The 20,506-nt window shown below is 70.8% G+C and carries 22 protein-coding genes; 6 read left to right on the top strand and 16 right to left on the bottom strand.

The window, feature by feature from the left end; genetic code table 11:
* Positions 1–6: 6 nt before the first annotated feature.
* The 9 genes from ACZ6WN_RS04495 to ACZ6WN_RS04455 form a co-directional block, all read right to left on the bottom strand.
* Positions 7–1,014, bottom strand: coding sequence for an ABC transporter ATP-binding protein (locus ACZ6WN_RS04495; RefSeq protein ID WP_465862963.1), 1,008 nt, complete (start codon positions 1,012–1,014; stop codon positions 7–9).
* Positions 1,014–2,006 carry an ABC transporter ATP-binding protein gene (locus ACZ6WN_RS04490; RefSeq protein ID WP_465862962.1) on the bottom strand — a complete coding sequence of 331 codons (993 nt, stop codon included), beginning with the start codon at positions 2,004–2,006 and terminating at the stop codon, positions 1,014–1,016. Before ACZ6WN_RS04490 ends, ACZ6WN_RS04495 begins: the two co-directional genes overlap by 1 nt.
* Positions 2,003–3,037, bottom strand: a complete 1,035-nt coding sequence (locus ACZ6WN_RS04485; protein WP_465862961.1) for an ABC transporter permease — start codon at positions 3,035–3,037, stop codon at positions 2,003–2,005. Before ACZ6WN_RS04485 ends, ACZ6WN_RS04490 begins: the two co-directional genes overlap by 4 nt.
* The gene (locus ACZ6WN_RS04480; RefSeq protein ID WP_465862959.1) at positions 3,030–3,983 is read right to left on the bottom strand and encodes an ABC transporter permease; all 954 of its coding nucleotides are present in this window, start codon (positions 3,981–3,983) and stop codon (positions 3,030–3,032) included. Before ACZ6WN_RS04480 ends, ACZ6WN_RS04485 begins: the two co-directional genes overlap by 8 nt.
* Before the next feature lie 172 nt (positions 3,984–4,155).
* Positions 4,156–4,770, bottom strand: coding sequence for a PaaI family thioesterase (locus tag ACZ6WN_RS04475; RefSeq protein ID WP_465862958.1), 615 nt, complete (start codon positions 4,768–4,770; stop codon positions 4,156–4,158).
* On the bottom strand, positions 4,767–5,639 hold the full coding sequence (locus tag ACZ6WN_RS04470; RefSeq protein WP_465862957.1) for a MaoC/PaaZ C-terminal domain-containing protein: 873 nt from the start codon (positions 5,637–5,639) through the stop codon (positions 4,767–4,769). Before ACZ6WN_RS04470 ends, ACZ6WN_RS04475 begins: the two co-directional genes overlap by 4 nt.
* 15 nt (positions 5,640–5,654) lie before the next feature.
* Positions 5,655–6,431, bottom strand: coding sequence for an SDR family oxidoreductase (locus tag ACZ6WN_RS04465; protein WP_465862955.1), 777 nt, complete (start codon positions 6,429–6,431; stop codon positions 5,655–5,657).
* Positions 6,432–6,467: 36 nt separating this feature from the next.
* Positions 6,468–7,214: an SDR family NAD(P)-dependent oxidoreductase gene (locus ACZ6WN_RS04460; protein ID WP_465862954.1), complete on the bottom strand. Its 747-nt coding sequence runs from the start codon at positions 7,212–7,214 to the stop codon at positions 6,468–6,470.
* Between the two features lie 48 nt (positions 7,215–7,262).
* Positions 7,263–7,871, bottom strand: a complete 609-nt coding sequence (locus ACZ6WN_RS04455) for a TetR/AcrR family transcriptional regulator (protein WP_465862952.1) — start codon at positions 7,869–7,871, stop codon at positions 7,263–7,265.
* A 185-nt stretch (positions 7,872–8,056) separates the two neighbouring features.
* Here ACZ6WN_RS04455 and ACZ6WN_RS04450 point away from each other — a divergent pair, with 185 nt between their 5' ends.
* The 3 genes from ACZ6WN_RS04450 to ACZ6WN_RS04440 are packed head-to-tail and all read left to right on the top strand — an operon-like array spanning position 8,057 to position 10,334.
* A complete protein-coding gene (locus ACZ6WN_RS04450) occupies positions 8,057–9,214 on the top strand; it encodes a Rieske 2Fe-2S domain-containing protein (protein WP_465862950.1) in 1,158 nt (385 codons plus the stop codon).
* Positions 9,214–9,534, top strand: a complete 321-nt coding sequence (locus ACZ6WN_RS04445; RefSeq protein ID WP_465862948.1) for a hypothetical protein — start codon at positions 9,214–9,216, stop codon at positions 9,532–9,534. The genes ACZ6WN_RS04450 and ACZ6WN_RS04445 overlap by 1 nt, the downstream gene beginning before the upstream one ends.
* On the top strand, positions 9,534–10,334 hold the full coding sequence (locus ACZ6WN_RS04440; RefSeq protein WP_465862947.1) for an SDR family NAD(P)-dependent oxidoreductase: 801 nt from the start codon (positions 9,534–9,536) through the stop codon (positions 10,332–10,334). The genes ACZ6WN_RS04445 and ACZ6WN_RS04440 overlap by 1 nt, the downstream gene beginning before the upstream one ends.
* 64 nt (positions 10,335–10,398) lie before the next feature.
* On the opposite strand, the gene ACZ6WN_RS04435 is transcribed toward ACZ6WN_RS04440, so the two are convergent.
* From ACZ6WN_RS04435 to ACZ6WN_RS04420, 4 genes are read right to left on the bottom strand one after another with little or no spacing between them, the layout of a single operon-like run.
* Positions 10,399–11,310 carry a VOC family protein gene (locus ACZ6WN_RS04435; RefSeq protein WP_465862946.1) on the bottom strand — a complete coding sequence of 304 codons (912 nt, stop codon included), beginning with the start codon at positions 11,308–11,310 and terminating at the stop codon, positions 10,399–10,401.
* A 34-nt stretch (positions 11,311–11,344) separates the two neighbouring features.
* Positions 11,345–12,526: an acyl-CoA dehydrogenase family protein gene (locus ACZ6WN_RS04430; RefSeq protein WP_465862944.1), complete on the bottom strand. Its 1,182-nt coding sequence runs from the start codon at positions 12,524–12,526 to the stop codon at positions 11,345–11,347.
* Positions 12,523–14,265: an FAD-binding protein gene (locus ACZ6WN_RS04425; RefSeq protein ID WP_465862942.1), complete on the bottom strand. Its 1,743-nt coding sequence runs from the start codon at positions 14,263–14,265 to the stop codon at positions 12,523–12,525. The genes ACZ6WN_RS04430 and ACZ6WN_RS04425 overlap by 4 nt, the downstream gene beginning before the upstream one ends.
* Complete coding sequence (locus tag ACZ6WN_RS04420; protein WP_465862941.1) at positions 14,262–15,140, bottom strand: alpha/beta fold hydrolase; 879 nt, start codon at positions 15,138–15,140, stop codon at positions 14,262–14,264. Before ACZ6WN_RS04420 ends, ACZ6WN_RS04425 begins: the two co-directional genes overlap by 4 nt.
* Positions 15,141–15,300: 160 nt before the next feature.
* Here ACZ6WN_RS04420 and ACZ6WN_RS04415 point away from each other — a divergent pair, with 160 nt between their 5' ends.
* Positions 15,301–15,864 (top strand): flavin reductase family protein, encoded by a 564-nt coding sequence (locus tag ACZ6WN_RS04415; protein ID WP_465862939.1) that lies wholly within the window; start codon positions 15,301–15,303, stop codon positions 15,862–15,864.
* A gap of 61 nt (positions 15,865–15,925) precedes the next feature.
* Here the strand turns inward: ACZ6WN_RS04415 and ACZ6WN_RS04410 are convergent, their stop codons facing one another.
* On the bottom strand, positions 15,926–16,744 hold the full coding sequence (locus ACZ6WN_RS04410; RefSeq protein ID WP_465862937.1) for an IclR family transcriptional regulator: 819 nt from the start codon (positions 16,742–16,744) through the stop codon (positions 15,926–15,928).
* A gap of 197 nt (positions 16,745–16,941) precedes the next feature.
* Between ACZ6WN_RS04410 and ACZ6WN_RS04405 the strand changes: the two genes are divergently transcribed.
* Positions 16,942–17,799: a TIGR03619 family F420-dependent LLM class oxidoreductase gene (locus ACZ6WN_RS04405; protein WP_465862935.1), complete on the top strand. Its 858-nt coding sequence runs from the start codon at positions 16,942–16,944 to the stop codon at positions 17,797–17,799.
* Positions 17,796–18,311, top strand: a complete 516-nt coding sequence (locus ACZ6WN_RS04400; RefSeq protein WP_465862934.1) for a nuclear transport factor 2 family protein — start codon at positions 17,796–17,798, stop codon at positions 18,309–18,311. Before ACZ6WN_RS04405 ends, ACZ6WN_RS04400 begins: the two co-directional genes overlap by 4 nt.
* Positions 18,312–18,330: 19 nt before the next feature.
* On the opposite strand, the gene ACZ6WN_RS04395 is transcribed toward ACZ6WN_RS04400, so the two are convergent.
* Both ACZ6WN_RS04395 and ACZ6WN_RS04390 read right to left on the bottom strand, forming a co-directional pair.
* Entirely contained in the window at positions 18,331–18,744 is a 414-nt protein-coding gene (locus ACZ6WN_RS04395; protein ID WP_465862932.1) for a nuclear transport factor 2 family protein, read from the bottom strand.
* Positions 18,745–18,836: 92 nt separating this feature from the next.
* Positions 18,837–20,435 (bottom strand): ABC transporter substrate-binding protein, encoded by a 1,599-nt coding sequence (locus ACZ6WN_RS04390; protein ID WP_465862931.1) that lies wholly within the window; start codon positions 20,433–20,435, stop codon positions 18,837–18,839.
* Between the last annotated feature and the right edge of the window lie 71 nt (positions 20,436–20,506).

Genomic DNA, 20,506 nt, shown 5'->3' with positions numbered 1-20,506 from the left:
TGTGGCTCACTCCTCGATCCTGGGCTCGATGACGGGGTGGTGGCAGGCGACGTACTGACCGGGGCGTACCTCACGCAGCCCGGGCTCCTCGGCCGCACATCGCTCGGTAGCGAGGGGGCAACGAGTGCGGAACCGGCAGCCTGACGGCGGGTCCAGCGGTGACGGCAGCTCTCCGGCAGCGGCTGCCGCACTGATCTCGCGGTCACCGGCGCCGGGGATCGAGGCCAGCAGCATCCGGGTGTAGGGGTGTGCGGCGTCGGCGTCGATCCGTCCGGACGGAACCACCTCGCACGCCTTGCCGAGGTAGAGCACCATCACCCGGTCGCTGATGTTCTTCACCACCGATACGTCATGGGCGATGAACACCATGCTCAGGTCGTAGCGCTCCTTGGTGCGCTCGAGGAGGTTGAGGATCTGTGCCTGCACCGAGACGTCGAGCGAGGAGACGGGTTCGTCGCAGATGAGGACCGTCGGGTTCATCATCAGCGCCCTGGCGATGCACACCCGTTGGCACTGGCCCCCGGAGAGCTCGTGCGGCCGACGGTCCCAGACCACGTCCGGGTCGAGGCCGACGGCGGAGAGGGTCTCGCGGACCAGCGCCTCCTTCTCCTCCTTCGTCCCCTCGAATCCCCAGATCGAGAGGCCCTCGGTGACCAGGTCCTTGACCTTGCGGCGCGGGTTCAGCGACGAGGTCGGGTCCTGCATGATCATCTGCATCCGCGACCGGGCCCGGCGCAGCGGCCGGGCACCGAGACCGGTCAGCTCGCGGTCCCCGAGGCGGACCGTGCCCGACGTCGGCGACGGCAGCTGCATGACGGCTCGGCCGGCGGTGGACTTGCCGCAGCCCGACTCGCCGAGGATGCCGAGGGTCTCCCCCGGCAGCAGGTCGAGGCTCAGACCCGAGACCGCGTGCACCTTCTGGCCGCGGCCCACCGGGAACTCGACGACCATCTCCTCGACGCTGAGCACCCGTTCCTGCTCCGGGCGCAGGTGTGCGGTTCCGCTTCCGGCCATCAGCCGACCTCCTCGAGCGCGTAGTGACAGGCAGCGACGTGCGACCGGCCATCGGTCCCGACGTCCACCAGCTCGGGCTGCTCCGCGCGGCAGCGGTCCTGCGCGTACGGGCAACGTGGCGCGAACCTGCATCCCGCCGGCGGGTCGGCCATGTCCGGCGGAGACCCGACGATCGTCCGCAGCGTCGTGTGCGGCGGGTCCGAGAGGCGCGGGATCGAGGCGAGCAGGCCTTCGGTGTAGGGGTGCCGCGGACGGTCGAAGACCGCTGCGGTCGCCGAGCGCTCGACCACCCGCCCGGCGTACATCACCTGCACCCGGTCGGTACGGCCCGCGACCGCGCCGAGATCGTGGCTGATCAGGATCGTCGCCATCTGCCTGCTCTCGGCCAGCGAGGTGAGCAGGTCGAGGATCTGCTTCTGCACCGTGACGTCGAGGGCCGTGGTCGGCTCGTCAGCGATGAGCAGCTGCGGATCACAGCACAGCGCCATCGCGATCACCACCCGCTGTCGCATGCCGCCGGACAGCTCGTGGGGGAACTGCGTCATCCGGCGTGCGGGATCGGGGATGCCCACCTGGCGGAGCAGGTCGGTCGCCCGCTGCGCCGCGACCTTCTTGTCCAGCCGCAGGTGGAGGCGCAGCGCCTCGGTGAGGTGGGTGCCCACCCGCTTGACGGGATTCAGAGAGGTCATCGGGTCCTGGAAGACCATCGCGACCTGCGTTCCCCACATGCTCCGACGCTCCTTGGCGCCGGCGGCATGGACATCTCGGCCCGCGATGCGAACCGTGCCGGTCACCGTCGTGGTGGGGTCGCTGGTGACGAGTCCCATGATGGTGCGACCGAGCACGGACTTGCCCGAGCCGGACTCACCCACGATCCCCAGCGTCTCGCCGGAGCGGAGGCTGAGCGAGACACCGTCGACGGCACGGACCGCGCCTCGCGACGTCTGAAACTCGGTTCGGAGGTCCTCGACCTCGAGAACGTGATCATTCACAGCTTCGCACTCCTCGGGTCCCAGCGCTTCTGTGCCTTCTCGCCCAGCAGGTTGAACGAGAACACGGTCAGGAAGAGGAAGGCGCCCGGCACCAGCACGATGTGGGGGTACTCCTCCATCGTTCCGCCCTCGGCCTCGGCGATCATGTTTCCCCAGGTGGGCGCCGGCGCCTGGACGCCGAACCCGAGGAAGCTGAGCGAGGCCTCCGCGACGATGAGCACCGAGATCATCACCACCATCATCGAGAAGACCGGCAGGACGACGTTGGGCACGAGCTCGCGCCACATGATGCGGAGCTTCGTGGCGCCCATCGCCCGTGCGGCGAGGACGAACTCCCGTTGGGCGAACGCGATCGTGTTGGCTCGCGCGAGCCGGATCATGCTCGGGATGGTGAGCAGCGCCAGCGCGAAGGCGATGTTGCGCAGCTTCGGGTCGAGCACCGTGGCGAGCGCGATCAGCATCACCAGCGGCGGGACCGCGAGCATCGCGTTGGTGAAGACGCCGACGACGCTGTCGACGCCGGAGCGCAGGAAGCCAGCGATCACGCCGATGCTGCCACCGACCACCGTCCCGATCACGACGGCAGCGAGTGCGATCACGAGCGACGTACGCGCTCCGTAGATCGAACGGGCGAGCATGTCGAGGCCGTAGTTGTTGGTGCCGAGCGGATACTCCGAGAGCAGCCTGGGCGGCTCGTAGATCGGTGCGTCGAGCGCCTTCACCACGTCGATGTGCTCGCCGAGCGGGAGCACCGGAGCGAGCAGGGCCACGACGGCCAGCAGCACCAGCCACCCGCTGCACAGCCAGAGCAGGACGTCGGGCCGGGTGCCGCGTACGGCCCAGACGACCCGTCCGATCCCCTGCGGGACCACGATGATCCCGGCGAGGAGGAGCGGGGCCTTCGCGAACAGCGGCAGCGGGGTGGCCCAGCCGAGGACCAGCAGGACCAGGCCGACGAGGACCAGAGCGGCACCGAGGATGCCGAGGCGGCGCGCGGAGAGCTTCGTACCCGTGAGGGTCTTCCTAGGCATGAGCACGGCGAGTCCTTGGGTCGAGGTAGCCATAGGAGAGGTCGATCCCGGCGTTGATCACGACGTAGATCACCGCGATCAGCAGCACGGCGCCCTGCACCATCGGGAAGTCACCCTGGTTGGCGGACTTGATCACGAGGCTGCCCATCCCGGGCAGCGCGAAGAGGTACTCCACGATCACGGTGCTCCCGATCAGCCGGCCCATGCTGATCCCGAGCAGCGTGACGAGGGAGAAGGAGGACGGGCGCAGCGCGTCGCGGATCAGGATGCGCATCGGCGGCATCCCCTTGGCGCGCGCGGCGAGGATGTAGTCCTCGTGGAGGGTCACGAGCAGGTCGTTGCGCAGCACCCGGGTGAACAGCGCCAGCTCCATCAGCGCGATCGTGAGCGCAGGCAGGAACGCGTGGTAGAGGTTGTCGAGCGGGTTCTCCGCGAAGCGCACCCACTGAGCTCGCGGGAACCAGCCCAGGCCGTTGGCGAAGACCGCGATCAGCAGCAGGCCGCCGAGGAACGACGGCACCGAGAGGATCGCGAACATGGACGCGCCGATCGCCCGGTCGACCAGGCCGCCCTCGTGCGAGGCGCTCCACATCGCCAGCGGGATCGCGAGCAGCAGCGCCAGCAGCAGCCCCAGCGCGGCGAGCTCCACACTGACGGGCAGCGCCGCGAGGACCCGGTCGACCACGTCGTTCTCCGGCGGGACCAGCGAGCGGCCGAGGTCACCCTGGAGCGCGCTGCCGAGCCAGGCGACGTACCGGGCGAAGACGTTGCCGTCGAGCCCCAGCTCGGCGCGCTCGGCGGCGTACTCCTCCGGGGTGTGTCCCTCACCGAGGATCGCCACGGCGGGGTCGCCCGGCATCAGCGCGACCATCATGAACACACCGAAGCTGACGAGCAGCAGGACGGCGACCAGCTCGCCGGCCCGGATCAGGAGGCGGCGTGTCATCGGGCCGTCCCCGGCCCGGCATGTCGCGGAACGAACGCCATCAGGTCGCATCCCTTCAGGTGGGTGTCGGGGTCACTTCCCCGGAACAGGTCGCAGCGTAGGTCGGCGCGTGTGATGGCCGACACACGACTTCCCGCTGACCGGGAGCACCCGCTCCACCGTCGTCCGGCGCTCACCGTGGACGGGCGAGGTGGGTGTCGATGAACAGCGCCTCGGCCCGGACCAGGACCACGCCGTCGGCGGTGATGGCGCCGCCGGACCAGATCTTGCGACCCTCGACCCGGTCCTGCCAGCCGCGTACGACCAGGTCGGTGTGCAGCGGCACCGGCTTCTCGTAGCGCACCGTCAGCGTGCCGGTCATGCCGGACGTGCCGGCGTGCGCGTTCGCCACCCCGAGGGTGTGGTCGAGGAGCAGAGCGCTGATGCCGCCGTGCACGCACCCTGGCGGCCCCTGGTACGAGATACCGAGGTTCACGGTGCCGGCGACGGAGCCGTCCGGCTCCGCGGCGAGCACGAGCGGTGGTGCGACGGCGTTCTCCGGCCCGGTCACCGGGTCGTGCCGGGTGAGGCCCTCCCCCGCCCACATGTCGATCATCCGTTCGGCGAGCTCGGGGGCGAGGCTCTCGACCTCGGTCGCCATCGCGGTCAGCCGGCGGGACAGGTCGTCGAGATCGAGGTCGACCCGGCCACCCGCGGCGAGGAGCGCGGCCGAGAGTCGTCTTACGGCGGCCACGGCCGTGTCGATGCCCGAGTCGTCGGGCACCGCGGTGAGCGCGAGCGGCGTCATCGGACCACCTCCGCCGTCGCGTGGGTGAGCACCGGGCTGCCATCACGTTCCGGACAGCTCGAGGAGAGCACGAGCCGTTCGCCGTCTCTCCAGACCGAGGTGCGGATCGTCTCGCCGGGAACGACGACCCCGGCGAACCGGACGGCCAGGCTCCGCAGCCGCGTGGCATCACCCCCGAGAAGGTCGTCGACGAGGGCCTTCGCGACGATGCCGTAGGACGCGAGGCCGTGCAGGATCGGCCGGTCGAAGCCGGCCGAGGCAGCGAACGCCGGCTCGATGTGCAGCGGGTTGAGGTCGCCGTTGAGCCGGTAGAGCAGCGCCTGCCCGGGTGAGGTGGGGCTCTCGATCACGTGGTCGGGTGCCCGGTCGGGCGCGGCCCAGGCGGTCTCGGGACCGGGTTCGCCGCCGAAGCCGCCCTCGCCGCGTGCCCAGATCTGCATCTGCGCGGTCCACAGCGGTCCCTCCGCGTCGGCCACGCTGTGCTCGAGGACGACGACCGCTGCCTTGCCCTTGTCCCAGACATCGGCGACGCGGGTGCTCAGCTCGGCGGTGCCGGCGGCCGGGAGCGGCCGGTGCACGGTGAGTCCCTGCCCGCCGTGCAGGATCCGGCGGAGGTCGACGTCGATGCCCGGCACCCGCATCGCGGGCGCGGTCGGTTCGTCGCCGACCGAGATGGTCTTGCCCGCCACGACCGCGAAGGTCGGCAGCACCTGCAGGTCACGCTCGTAGGTGTAGGTCAGCTCGGGGTCGGCCGGCGCCTCCCGGCCGGCGCCGAGGGAGAGGTGGTAGAGCAGCACGTCGCGCCGGGTCCACGAGATCGTGCGTACGGCGGGCGGAGCGGCGAGCGCGGTGGTGAGGTCGATCGGCATCCGTCACGGCCCCGATCAGTAGTGGTCGGCCGGGCGCAGGGTCGCCTCCGCGCCGCCGTCGACGTAGACGACCTGCCCGGTCACGTGGCTGTTCGCCTCGCTCACCAGCCAGGCCAGCAGCTCGGCGGGCGCCTCGGGCGGGGCGTACCCGTTGAGCGGCATCGGTACGGCGGCGTCCATCACCGCGCGCATCTTCGGGTCGTCCATCAGGCCGGCGCTCATCGGGGTGAGGACGACCCCGGGGGCGACCACGTTGAGCGGGATGCCGGCATCGGCCCAGCCGGGCGAGACGCAGGTGGTGCGTGCCCAGCGGGCGAGGGCCGACTTGGTCGAGGGGTAGATCAGCGTCGGCGTGCCCTGCTCGACCAGCAGGGCGGCGCGGGCGACGGCGTCCGCCGTACGGCCGGCGAGACACAGGTCGACGAGCTCGGCGTCGTTCGGCTGGGTGCCCGAGATCGAGCCCACCACCGCCACCCGTCCCGCCTCGGCGGCGGCGAGGGCAGGCTGGAGTCCGACGACCGTCTCGACCGTGCCGAAGTAGTTGACCTCGACCATGAGAGGACTGGGGACCGAGGTGCCGGCGCAGGTCACCAGGCCGTCGAGCACCCCGCCACAGCGTTCGGTGACGGCCGCGACGGCGTCCGCCCGGCCCTCGGGCGTGGCCAGGTCCGCGACCACCATGGCGTCGACCCGGTCGACGGTGATGACGCGGTCACCCCGGGCCTCGAGAATCCTCACGAGCGCGGCGCCGATCCCGGATGCGGAGCCGGTGACGGCAGTGGTGCGGGGCATGGACTTCCTCCGTTGGGTGGGTGTGAGCAGGACGGGTCAGATGTGCGAGCCGCCGTCGACCCGCAGGTCGACGCCGGTGAGGTAGGACGCATCGGGCGAGGCGGCGAAGGCGATCGCGCCGGCGATCTGCTCGGGCCGAGCCGCCCCCAGCGGCGACCGGATCCGGTCGAAGGCGCTGAGGTCGATCCCGGGCTGCATCGCGACGTTGCGCGTGAGCGGGGTGTCGACGGTCCCCGGGGAGATCGGCACCACCCGGATCCCCCGCCCGACCAGCTCGGCAGCCAGACTGAGGGAGAAGCCGAGGACGGCGCCCTTCGAGGCGGAGTAGGCCGACATGTAGGGACTGCCGTGGGCGGCGGAGGTCGAGGCGACGTTGACGATCACCCCCGCACCGTCGGGGAGCAGGGGTACGACCTCACGGCAGAAGACGGCGGTGCCGACGAGGTTGATCTCGTAGAGGTCGCGCAGGTCGGCGACCGACAGCGACCCGATCGGCGTGGTCCGGTGCGCGCCGGCCACGTTGACCAGCACCTCGATGCTGCCGAGATCGGCGCGCGCCGCGGCGACGGCCGCGACCACCGCCTCCTCGTCCGTCACGTCGACGACCGAGGTGGCGACGCGACCGATCCCGAACGCGGCGGCACTGGTGTCGGCCAGCCCGGCGGCGTCGCGGTCGACGGCGAACACCGCCGCGCCCTCGGAGACGAGCCGGACGACCGTGGCCCGGCCGATGCCCGACGCAGCACCGGTGACGACGACGTTGGTCCCGCTGAACCTCTGCATGGCGCGAGGCTAGGGACGATCACGACCTCGGGTCGCCGTGATCACCGGTCAGCGGGAGTCGGTCTCCAGAGGACGCAGCAGCAACGCGCAGGCGGCACGGATGTCGTCCTCGGCCTGACCCATCGAGAAGCGACCGTTGAGCAGGGACACCAGCGTTCCGAACCAGCAGGAGACGATCAGACGGATCTGCCGCGCGGTGTCGGGCGTGTCCTCGGCGATGCCGGCGGCGTGCTGGACGATCCGGGTGAACCGTTCGTCGTCGAGCGCCGAGTCACGGCTCCCCATGGCGTACGACTGGCTGTTGCCCTGGATCATCGCCAGCGCGAGCTTGGGCGTCCGAGCCATCTCCCGGCTCATCCGGATCAGCAGGTCGGCGACACCGCCCGCGGGGTCGTCGACGGTCCGCGTCTCCGCGAGCTCGTAGGCACCGACGCGCCACCGCATCACCGAGGTGAACAGGTGGACCTTGGAGGGGAAGTAGCGGTAGAGCGTCGCGATCGCGACGTTCGCCTCCTTCGCCACGTCGTTCATCTGGACGTGGTCGAAGCCGTGCTCGGCACCCAGATGGGCCGCCGCCCGCAGGATGCGCTGGTAGCGGTCCTTCTGCTCGGTCGAGCTCGGCTTGGCCGCAGGCCTACCTTCGGCGATCCGTGGCAAAGCAGGCTCCCTCCGATGGTGACTGCGACGTGTCCATGGTCCGCTCCGGCTACGTCGATCCGACTGCATGTTACCGGTCAGTGGGATCCCCGCCCCGGGAGCGCTGGGCGCTGATCGACACTGCGAGGACCAGAAATCCCGCGCCCGGCCCACGCCTGTCGGCGCGACGAGCTCGAGGAGAGCAGATGACCACAGTCGGCGACGAGGTCCGCCACATCGAGTCGGGTCCGCCCCCCACCCGGTTCGCCCGAGGCTGGCACTGTCTGGGGCTGGTACGAGACTTCGAGGACGGCAGACCGCACCAGGTCAACGCGTTCGGGCAGAAGCTCGTCGTCTTCGCCGGCGAGTACGGGGCTGTCAACGTCCTCGACGCCTACTGCCGCCACATGGGCGGCGACCTGTCGCAGGGCACGGTCAAGGGCAACGAGATCGCCTGCCCGTTCCACGACTGGCGCTGGGGCGGCAACGGCCGCTGCAAGCAGATCCCGTACGCCCGCCGCGTCCCGCTGCGCGCCCGCACCGCCTCCTGGCCGACCATGATCCAGGACGGCATGCTCTTCGTCTGGAACGACCCGGAGGGCAACCCGCCCACCGCGGACGCGGTCATCCCGCGCATCCCGGGCTACGACAACCCCGAGTGGACCGACTGGGTCTGGTACACCACGACGATCGAGGGCTCCAACTGCCGCGAGATCGTCGACAACGTGGTGGACATGGCGCACTTCTTCTACGTGCACTTCACCTTCCCGACGTACTTCAAGAACATCTTCGAGGGCACCGTCGCCACCCAGCTCATGACGGGGCAGGGACGCGAGGACATCGCCCGCCCGCAGAACAGCGGCAGCGGCCCGAAGAGCACCGGGACGACGTCCACGGCGGCCTACTACGGCCCCTCGTTCATGATCGACGACGTCACCTACCACTACAGCGACGGCGACGACATGCCCACGACGCTGATCAACTGCCACTACCCGATCGACGAGAACTCGTTCGTGCTGCAGTACGGGATCATGACGAAGAAGCCGGCCGGCGTCGACGACGAGGCGGCGACCGCCACGGCGCGCAAGCTGGGCGACTTCATCCGGATCGGGTTCGAGCAGGACGTCCAGATCTGGCGCAACAAGGCACGCATCGAGAACCCGCTGCTGTGCGAGGAGGACGGCCCGGTCTACCAGCTGCGCCGCTGGTACCAGCAGTTCTACGTCGACGTCGCCGACATCGCCCCGGAGATGGCGGAGCGGTTCGAGTTCGAGATCGACACGACCAAGCCCAACGAGGCCTGGCGGGCCGAGGTCGAGGCCAACATCGCCCAGCGGGCGGCCGCCTCCGGCCAGCCGGTCTGATGGCCGTCCGGCCCGACGTACGCCTCGACGACGCCCCGATGCAGCCCGTGAAATGCGGGACCTGCGCGGGGCGCGTCCAGGTCCGGAAGAGCTCGTGGGACCAGACGAGCATCCAGTGGAGCGAGGCCGCCCTCGAGGCCTGCGTGGAGCGGCGTGCCTCCTCTCCCCGGCCCGGCCCCAACGGGGCGACGTTCACCGGGTGCGCCGCCCTCCGGGACGCCATCCGGGAGGCGGCCGTGCGCGGCGACCTGACGGTCATCGACGGCGCGCCGCTCAAGACCAACCCCGCAGCGCACGACGACACGGAGGTGAACGCCTGATGGGCGTCGATCTGGAGCACCACGGCCCCTGGGCCGTCATCGCCGGCGGCTCGGAGGGAGTCGGTACGTCCTTCGCCCGGCAGCTGGCCGAGGCGGGTCTCGACCTGGTCCTGCTGGCCCGGAAGCCCGGCCCCCTGGAGGAGACCGCGAAGATCTGCCGCCGGCTCGGGGTCGAGGTGCGCACCCTGGCGGTGGACCTGACCGACGCCGACGCGATCACACGGATCGCCGAGGTCACCGACGACATCGAGGTCGGCCTGCTCGTCTTCAACGCCGGCGCCAACACCTACGGCCACGAGTTCGTCACCGGCGACCTCGACCGGTTCCAGGGCGTCATCGACCTCAACGTCACCGCGCAGCTCGCCCTGGTGCAGCTGTTCGGTGCGCCGATGCGCGAGCGTCGGCGCGGCGGCATCCTGCTGATCGGCTCGCTCGCCGGCTATCTGGGCGCTGCCCAGATCAGCATCTATGCCGCGGTGAAGTCGTTCTGCCGGGTCTTCGCCGAGGGTCTGTGGCTGGAGATGCAGGACTACGACGTCGACGTCCTCGAGTTCGTCCTCGGCGTCACCCGCACCCCGGCGATGGAGCGAGCCGGGCTCAACTTCGACGTGCCCGGCATGCACGTCTCCGAGCCGGACGACGTCGCCCGCCAGGCCCTGTCGCTGCTCCAGGACGGTCCCGTCCAGGTCGCGGAGGGCAACGAGAAGGTCGCCGAGATCCGCAGCGGCCACGACCGCTCCGCTCTGGTGCGTGGTGCTCTGGAGAAGTCGAAGAGGCTGCTCCCGCCGTCGAGCACCTGAGGCATCGGGACGGACGAGAGCGGCGGGGATCCGGATCGGATCCCCGCCGCTCTCGTCGTTTCGCTCACGCCGGAGGCAGGAAGGCGGCGAGCGGCTCGGAACCGGACCAGTCGTGGCCCCAGTAGCTGTCGGCGGTGATCTCCTCGGCGGTGTAGGACGCCTCGTCGACGAGCATGCCCTCGCAGCCGTACTCCAGGTCCCAGCCGCCGGGGGCGCGCACGTAGAACGACACCATCTTGTCGTTGGTGTGCCGGCCGAGGGTCGAGGAGAGCGAGAAGCCCGCCTTGTTGACCTTGTCGAGCGCACGGCCGACCGCGTCGAGGCTGTCGACCTCCATCATCAGGTGGACCAGGCCGGGCGCCTCGCCGTGCGGCGCGGGGCAGACCGCGAGGCTGTGGTGGCGCTGGTTGACCCCCATGAACCGGACTCGGCGGGGCGGGAGCGCCGCCCCCATCCGGATCGCGCCGCGGGGCAGGAAGCCGAGGACCTCGGTGTAGAAGGCGACCGTCTCCTCGGCGACCGTGGTCGGGAGGACGACGTGGCCCATCCCCTGCTCGCCGGTGACGAACGACTGGCCGTGCCCGGTGAGGACCGGGCCGTGATCGAGCACGGGGCCGAAGAACACCTCGACCGGCGTACCGGCGGGGTCCTCGAAGCGGAGGGCCGCCTCGACGCGGCGCTCGTCGCACTCCTCCTGGCTCAGCTCCTTGACGGGTACGCCGGCGGCCTCGAGGGCACCCCTGATCTCGGCGAGGCCGAACTGGTCGCGCACCTCCCAGCCGACGGAGACCACGCGGTCCTCGTCGCCGGGCAGCACGACGAGCCGGGCGTACCGTTCGTCCATCCTCAGGTAGAGGCCGTCGGCCACCGGGCCGGTGGTCTCCTGCAGCCCCAGGCAGTCCACCGTCAGCTCGCGCCAACGGGGCAGGTCCTGGCTCTGCACGATCAGGTAGCCGAGGCCACGGATCGCGTTCATGTCGGTTCTCCTCAGTCTCAGTCGGTCACAGGGGTCAGATCATCGAGAGCATCGGTCCCGGCGGCGGCGTCACGTCCAGCGCGGTCAGCGACTGCACGTGGAACACCGAGCCCGGGACGTGGATCGCGTGGGCGAGGCCCATGTGGCCATCGCGCCAGAACCGCTGGATGGGGTTGTCCATCCGCATGCCGTTCCCACCGGACCGGGCGACGACCTCGTCCATCGCCCGGACCGCGCGCCAGGCGGCGGAGACCTGGGTACGCCGCGACTCGGCCCGTTCGGCGAACGTGACCTCCTCGCCGCGTACGGCCTTGTCGTAGAACCTGCGGGCGTTGTCGAGCATGGTCACGCGCGAGGCGTGGATCTCGGCGGCGGACTGGCTGATCGCGTTCAGCACGTGCGGGTCGTCCTTCACCTTGGTGCCGGTGATCTGGACCCGGGTGCGCTGGTAGGCGAGGTGCGCGGCGAGCGCGCCCTCGGCGATGCCGATCACCGCCGAGGTGATGCCGAGCGGGAAGGCCGTGGTGAACGGGATGTGATAGGTCGGGTTGGTCAGCCCGGCGTCACGGGGCTGGCTGCCGTCGGTGAACCGGGAGAACCGGACGACGCGGTAGTCCGGGATGAAGGCGTCCTCGACAATGACGTCCTTCGAGCCGGTGCCGCGGAGCCCCACGACGTCCCAGGAGTCCTCGACGATCGTGTAGTCCGAGCGCGGCAGGATGACGTGGTGGACCTGCGGCGGCACGGTCGCCTCGCCGTTCTCGTCGCCGAGGAAGGCGCCGAGGAAGATCCAGTCGCAGTGGTCGGTGCCCGAGGAGAACTGCCAGCGGCCGTTGAAGACGTAGCCTCCCTCGACCGGGCGGAGGACGCCCATCGGCGCGTACGGCGAGGCGATCCAGGTGTCGTTGTCCTCACCCCAGACCTCCTCCTGCACGCGCGGGTCGCACATCGCCATCTCCCAGGGGTGCACGCCGACGATGCCGGCGACCCAGCCGGTCGACCCGTCGAGGCTCGCGAGCCGCATCACGGCCTCGGCGAACTCGGCGGGGTGTGCCTCGGCGCCGCCGTACTTGGCCGGCTGGAGCATCCGGATCACGCCGGTCTCGCGCAGCAGCTCCGCGGCTCGGTCCTCGAGCCGGCCCAGCTTCTCGTTGCCGGGCCCCAGGGCGGCGATCTCCTCGGCCCGGGCCTCGATGCTCTCCAGCACACTGCTCATCTCGCACTCTCTTCCTGCTGCGTCCTGGACGTGTTGTCCGTCGATCTCACGGTGACACCCGGCACGGCCGCGGAGGGCGGCGTCTCCCGGTGATCGGGAAGGCCGGCGGCGTGGCGCGCGGCCAGGTAGCCGAAGACGATCGAGGGGCCGATCGTCGCGCCCGGACCGGCGTAGTCGTTGCCCATCACCGACGCGGCGCAGTTGCCGGTGGCGTAGAGGCCGGCGACGACGGAGTCGTCCTCCCGGAGGACCTGGCCGTGCTCGTCGGTGACCAGGCCGCCCTTGGTGCCGAGGTCGCCGACCTCGATGCGTACGGCGTAGTAGGGCGCCTTGTCGATCAGGTCCAGGTTGGGGTTGGGGAGGGTGGGGTCGCCGTAGTAGCGGTCGTGGGCGCTCTCGCCGCGGTGGAACTCCTCGTCGACGCCCGCACGGGCGTAGCCGTTGAACCGGGCCACGGTCGCCTCGAGGGCCTCGGCGGGTACGCCGATCGCGGTCGCCAGGCCGGACACCGTCTCGGCGCGGTGCACGATGCCCTGCTCATAGAAGCCCTGCGGGAAGGGCGCTCCCGGCAGGATCTGGGCGAACGGGTAGCGCGAGCGGGCCCGGGAGTCCATGACCAGCCAGGCCTTCTCGTTGCCGCCGGCGAGCTGGTCGTGCACGAAGTTCACGTAGGGCGAGGCCTCGTTGGTGAACCGCGTGCCGCTGGTGCCGACGATCACCTGGCCGGGGATGGCGCGCTCGGAGACGAGCGGGATCGTGGCGCCGGCGGGGTGGGTCACCGAGGGCATCCACCAGGCGTCGTCCATCAGGTCGACGGCACCGCCGACGGCCCGGCCGACGAGGATCGCGTCGCCGGTGTTCTCCGCGGCGCCGAGGCTGTGGTCGGGACGGGCACCCTCGGGAAGGTGCTCGCCGCGCATCGCCGCGTTGTGGTCGAAGCCGCCGGCGGCGAGGAGTACGCCCCTGCGACCGCGGATCCGGAGCTCGGCACCGTCGCGGGTCGCGACGATGCCGGCGACACGGCCGTCCTCGACGACCAGGGAGGTCATCGTGGTCTCCAGCCACAGCGGGACGTCGGCGTCCTTGAGCGCCATCCGCAGCCGTGCCACCAGGGCGCGGCCACCGGTGGCCATGTGGCGGCGGCGTACGGCATTCGAGCTGACCCGCCAGGCGGCACGCAGCGAGGCGCGGCGTCCCTGCCAGGTCCGCTTGACCATCGCCAGGTCGTGGTAGTCCTTCGCGGTGACCCACAGGCCCAGCGGGCCCTTCATGTTGTTGGGCCGCTGGAACGCCTCGTCCGCGCCGAGCCTGCGGGTGTCGAACGGCTTGGCCTCGATCGACCGGCCCTGGGGGCGGCCGCCGGCGAGCTCCGGGTGGTAGTCGGCGTAGCCCTTGGTCCAGTCGAACCTCACCCATCTCGAGCGCTCCAGGAGCTCCATCGCGGCCGGGCCGTGGTCGACGTACGCCTCCAGGCGAGCGGCGGGGACCTTCCCCGCCGTGATGGTGGTGAGGTAGTCCAGCACCGAGGCGCGGGAGTCGTCGTGGCCGGCCCTGCGCAGGGTCGGGTTGTTGGGCACCCAGATCCCGCCGCCGGAGATGCCCGTGCTGCCGCCGAACATCCGGCCCTTCTCGATGACGACGACGGACAGGCCGGCGTCGACCGCGGCCAGCGCCGCGGTCATCCCGCCGCCGCCGCTGCCGACGACGACGAGGTCGAACTCCTCGGTCCACGCGCTCATCGGGTGCCCTCCTCGTCCGGCTCGGTGAGGAAGGCGAGGACGGTCCGCTCCCAGGCGCGCTTCTGCTCGATCATCGCCCAGTGCCCGCAGTTGGGGAACACGTGCACCTCGGCGTCGGGGATCGTGCGCATCGGGATGAGCATCATGTCGAGCGGGCTCACCCGGTCGTCGCGGCCCCAGGTGAGCAGGGTGCGCGCCTTGATCTGGTCGAACTGCGCCCAGCCGGGCGTCGCGTGCGCGGAGCTGCCGGCACCGGCGAAGGCCGCGGCGATCGCGGCGCGACCGTACATCCGGCGGGCGACCTCCAGGGTGTCGGCGTCGGTGGCCTGCGCCCAGCGCTGCTCGATCAGCTCCTCGGTGACCATCGACTGGTCGTAGACCATCGAGCGCAGCCAGGCGACCAGGTTCTCCCGGTTCGGGTTCTCGACGAACTCGACGAGCAGGTTGATGCCCTCTCCCGGTGCGGGGCTGAAGATGTTGCGGCCGATGCCGCCGACCGTGACCAGCCGACGCACCTGGTCGGGCCGGCTGATCGCGAGCCGGGTCGCGATGCCACCTCCCATGGAGTTGCCGATGACGTCGACGCGGTCGAGGCCGAGCCCGTCGAGGAAGCGCTGCACGGCGGGCAGCGCCGCCATCATCGGGTGCTGGTCGGTGGTGTCGCTGACGCCGAAGCCGGGCAGCTCGAGGACGAGGCAGCGGAAGTGCGGGGCGAAGGCCGGGAGGTTGTCTCCGAAGTTGCGCCAGCCGGTCACGCCGGGGCCTGACCCGTGCAGCATCAGCAGCGGCGGGCCGTCGCCGGCCTCGTGATAGCGGAGGACGCCGGCGTCGGTGACGAGCTCACGGCGGGTGGAGTCATGGGTCAGGTCTGTCACGGCGCTCACGCTAGGACCCGCCCCGCCCGCGGACGGGGCGCTCTACCGGTGACCGGAAGTGCCGCGCACACCAGGTCACTGAGCGGGACTTCGCCCACCGGCCACCGCCCCGACGGCCTAGCGTCCGGTCATGGGCACCGACGCACCAGGAGGCGAGCAGATGACGACTGACGTGACGTACGAGGGTCGAGCGGTGGGCACCGTCCCGACCCCTCAGGAGATGCGAGCCGCCATGAGCGGCTTCGCCACCGGCGTGACGGTCGTGACGGGCATCGACGACGGCGAGCCGGTCGGCTTCGCCTGCCAGTCCTTCGCCTCGGTGTCCCTCGAGCCGCCGCTGGTGCTCTTCTGCGCCGACCACCGGGGTCGAGCCTGGCCCCGGATCCAGCGCTCCGGCAGCTTCACCGTCAACGTCCTCGGCGAGGACCAGGCCGACCTGTGCCAGCGGTTCGGCTCGAGCCGTGGCAGGAAGTTCGAGGATCTTGCCTGGGAGCTGTCGGGGCTCGGCACCCCGAGCCTTCTCAGCGTTCTGATGCGCGTGCACGCGACGGTCGAGACCGTGCACGTCGCCGGCGACCACGACGTGGTCATCGGCCGGGTGGCCGGGCTGGAGACACCGAGCCGGGAGAACCCGATGCTGTTCTTCCGCGGGAGGTTCGGCGTGGAGGACCAGCACGAGCACGTCGCGCCCAACCTGTGGGGATGGGGCGAGCACTGGGGGTGAGCGACGGAAGGCCTCGGCCCGATGAGCTCGGGCCGAGGCCTTCGATGGTCTGCGAGGGGAGTCAGGCGGCGGGCTGGGGCCGGTGCAGGTCCGCCGGCTCCCGGAACTGCGGGAAGAGCTCCACAGATGCGCGATGGGCCGCCTGGCGCACGAGCGGCGCGACCCGCTCGATGGGCGCCCGCAGGTCGCCGACGAGCGAGACCGCTCCGACCGGCCCCTCCGGACCACGGATCGCCGCAGCCACGCACGCGATGCCGGGGTCTGCCTCACCCCGCTCGAAGGCGACGCCGCGCCGCGAGCGGATCCGGTGCAGCTCCTGGTGGAAGTGGACGAGGTCGTCGATAGTGGCCTGGGTCAGCGGGGTGAGCGCGGGCGCGACGAGCTCGTCGACCCGCTCCGCGGGCAGCCAGGCGAGGATCGCCTTGCCCAGGGCCGTGGCGTGCGCGGGCACCCGACCTCCCACCGTCGACGGAACCCGGACCGCGAACCGGCCACCGATCTTGTCGAGGTAACGGACCTCGGCGCCGTCGAGCACGGCGAGGTGGGCGACCAGGCCCGTCGTCACCTGGATCTCGTGGAGGTGGGGCGCGGTCGCGCTCCGCAGCTCGGTGTCGGCCCGGCCGCCTCCGCCGAGCCCGAGGGAGCGGGGACCGAGGCCGAACCCGAACGGCGTCTGGGTGAGCCATTCGAGCCGGACCAGCTGATCGAGGATCCGGTGGACGGTGGTGCGAGGAAGGTGGGTGATCCGCGAGATCTGCTCGGGCGTATGCCGAATCCCGGGCGTCTCGAAGGCATCCAGTATCAGCGACATCCGCTCGACCATCGACGGCGGGAGGTCGCGTCGGGTGCGGTTGTCTGGCTCGACCGCTTGTGCGCTCATCATGACCCCATTTCCCCAAAACTGAAATGAATTCTTGTTTTCTGATCGCAACGTACCAAACGGCCACGCCTCTGCCAAGAGACCTGGCTCAGAGATTTACCGTCGGAACCGCTCAGCGGTAGGACGGCGCCTCCCGGGTCCACGGCGGTGCTTGACTCGGGCGGATCGCGTGAGAACCGACCGCAGGAGGAGCCGCCGTGCAGCTCGGCATCGTCAGTCCGATCGTCACCGCCAACCCCGGCGCCCACGCGTCGTGGGAGGCCAAGGCGGGGATCGCCGAGCTGGCCCGGGTCGCCCGCACCGCGGACCGGATCGGCTTCCACCACATGACGTGCAGCGAGCACGTGGCCGTCCCGCGAGAGGCCGCATCCCAGCGAGGCGGCACCTACTGGGACCCGCTGGCGACCTTCGGCTACCTTGCCGCGGTCACCGAGCGCCTGCGGCTGATGACCCAGGTGCTGGTCATCGGCTATCACCATCCCCTGGAGATCGCCAAGCGGTACGGCACCCTCGATCTCGTCAGCAACGGCCGGCTCCTCCTCGGGCTCGGCGTGGGCTCGCTCGAGGAGGAGTTCGCGCTCCTCGACCGGCCGTTCGCCGGCCGGGGCGAGCGCGCCGACGACGCGCTGGCCGCGCTGCGCGCGAGCCTCGGCCACCGCGAGCCGACCTACCACGGCAGCCACTACGAGTTCGACGATCTCGTGGTGGAGCCGCACGCCGTCCAGGCGCGGGTGCCACTCCTCATCGGCGGCCGTACGCCCCGCAGCCTGCGCCGCGCCGTCGAGCTCGGCGACGGCTGGGTGCCGTTCGGCATCGCGGCCGACGACCTGCGCACCATGCTGAGCGCCCGTGATCTCCCCGACGGGTTCGAGGTGGTCCTCTCGCCCGGCCGCATGGTCGATCCGATCGGCGACCCCGAAGGTACGACCCGCCGACTGGCCAGGCTCCGAGCGGCCGGCGCCACGCTCGTCACCACCGCGGTGGAGGCCACCTCGGTGGACCACTACTGCGACCAGCTGGAGACCCTGGCCGTGCTGGCCGAGGAGATCTCATGACTCGTCAGGAGACCACGATGGAAGACCGCCTCGCCCTGCTCGAGCGCCGCCTGGAGTCCTTGGAGGACGAACGCGAGATCGTCCGGCTGCTCACGACCTACGGGCCGCTGGCCGACTCGGGCAGCTCCGCGGAGGTGGCCGCGATCTGGACGGAGGACGGCGTCTACGACACCGACGTGATCTCGATGAACGGTCGCGACCAGATCGTCGCGATGGTCGAGTCCGCACCCCACCGGGGCTACATCGCGGGCGGGTGCGCCCACTTCAACGGGCCGGTGTCGGTCCATGTCGACGGCGACACGGCCGTTGCGGTGAGCCACTCCCTGATGGTCCTGCACGAGGACGGTGCCTTCAGGATCAACCGGGCGACCGCCAACCACTGGCAGCTGCGGCGTACCGAAGAGGGCTGGCGCGCCACCGCCCGGGTCGGCCGGATCCTCGACGGCAACGAGCTCGCGCCGCTGCTGCTCCGGACCGGTGCGCTCGGACAGCTCCCGCCCGAGCACGCCTGACGCCGCCCGGCCAGTCCGGTCAGTCCGCGGGGCGGAGCACGGCGAAGTCGCCGAGCCCGATCCTGATCGTGAACGTACGCCGGCTGATCAGCCAGCCACGATCGGCGCGGACCCAGCGGTCGTCGTACTCCCCCATGCACTCGTAGAAGGAACCCTCCATCGGCCCCGCGCCGACGTGGTGGACACGGGCGTAGGTGAGGGTGCGAGCGCGGTCCCCCTCGACCTGCACCCGGTGGTTGCCGAGCAGGTGCTGGGTCGCACCCACCCCGCCGAGGTGGGCCTGCATCCTGGCGACGATGGCCTCCGGGCCACCGTCGACGCCGTAGCCGTGCGCGTCCTCGGTGACGGCGCCGCGGATCGTGTCCCAGTCGCGGCCGTCGATGGCGGCGGCGATCTCCGCGAGCCGCTCGATCAGTGCATTCCGGTCGTTCATCGGTTCCTCCTCGGAGACGGCCGGGTGTCCCGGACGTACGGCACGTCCGGGACACCTGGCTGTCAGGGTCGGTCAGGGTCGGTCAGGACCCGTCAGTTGTCGATCCAGGCGTCGTCGAAGAGCACGGCGGTCTGGGTGGTCGGGGTGATGCCGTGGACGTTGTCGTTCCAGGCCTCGACGAAGCCACCGAAACCGACGTTGACGTACGCGGCGTCCTTCTTCCAGAGCTCTTCGATCTCGGTCATCACCTTCATGCCGTCCTCCGGGTCGGTGACACCGCGGAGCTCACCGAGCAGGCGGTCCATCTCCGGGTTGGCGTAGCGGCCCGGGTTCGCCGCCGACGTGCTGTTCAGCGCGGTGTCCAGGGCGCTGTACGGGTCCGCGTCGGGGATGCTGTTGGAGCCGCGGGCGATGTCGAAGGCGCCCTCGACGTAGACCTTGGACACCACGTCGGCGACCGAGGAGACGAGGTCGAGCTGGACGTCGAAGCCGACCGCGTCGAGCATCGCCTTGATCGCCACGGCACCGGCCTTGGAGTCGGCGTCGCCCAGGCCCACGTAGCGGAGCTTGCCGTCGAAACCGTCGGCCTTCGCCTCCTCGACCAGCTTCTTGGCGGCCTCGACGTCGACCTCGACCGGCTCGACGTCCGTGTCCCAGATCGAGGTGGGAGCGATCAGGCCACGGTCGGCGAGGTCGTCCTGGCCCGTGGTCCGCTTGAGGAAGTTCTTCTCGTCGAAGGCGAGCTGGATCGCCTGGCGCACCCGCAGGTCGCTGGTCGCGGTGCCCTTGCGGTGGTTGAGGTTCATGACCGGCGTACCGCTGATGCCGCTCATCGTGCCGCTCACGCCGTCATCGACCAGCTGGTTGATGACCTTGTCCTGCGAGACGTAGATCAGGTCGGCCTCCTCTGCCTCGAGCGACTCGAGCTTGGCCTGGTCCGGGCCGAGCTGGAGGAACTCGATCTTGTCGAGGTCGGGGCGGCCGTCGAAGTAGTCCTCGTTGGCCCGCACGACGGTCTTCTCGCCGGGCGACTGCTTCTCGAGGACGAACGGGCCGGCTCCGATGGGCTGGAACTGCTTCTCGTCCGCGTACGCGGCGGGCGCCAGGATCAGGCCGGGACCGGCCGCGAGGAGTGCCGGGAAGCGGGGCCAGGGGGAGTTGAAGGTGAAGGTGACGGTCGAGGTGTCGGTCGCGACCATCGACTTCATGTTCGCCTGCATGATCTGCCCGTGGAGGCCGCGGTTCGTGATGAAGCGGTTGATGCTGGCCACGACCGCGTCGGCGTCGAGGGGCGTGCCGTCGCTGAAGGTCACGCCGTCGCGAAGCTCGAGCGTCCAGGTGGTGGAGTCGTCGCTCGAGAGCGACTCGGCGAGCTGCGGCTGGTACTCCGTCGTCTCGGGGTCGTAGCGCATCAGGGTGTCGTAGATGGAGGCCATCACGTTGAGGCCGGTCGCCCCGGTGGGATAGGTCTTGGTCGGGTCGAGGACGGCGGCCTCGGAGTACTCCGCGACGCGCAGGGTCCCACCCTTCACGGGCTCACCCGCGTCCTTCTCCACGTTGATGAGGCCGTCGCGGTAGATCTCCTCCGGGGCGAGCTTCCTGGCCGTCGCGGAGTCATCGCCGCTGCCGCTGCCGCAGCCGGTGGCGGCCACGGCGAGTGCGCACAGGGTCGCGGCCAAGCGCGTGCGCATCGAGATGGGTGTCTTCACTGTTCACTCCAGGTGGTCTCGTGCATCGGAACGGGCGGTGCCTGCAGGCCCCC

The organism is Nocardioides sp. NPDC054178 (assembly GCF_055585005.1).
Note: the sequence above shows the minus strand (reverse complement) of the source record. Positions and strands in the feature narration are given on the sequence as shown.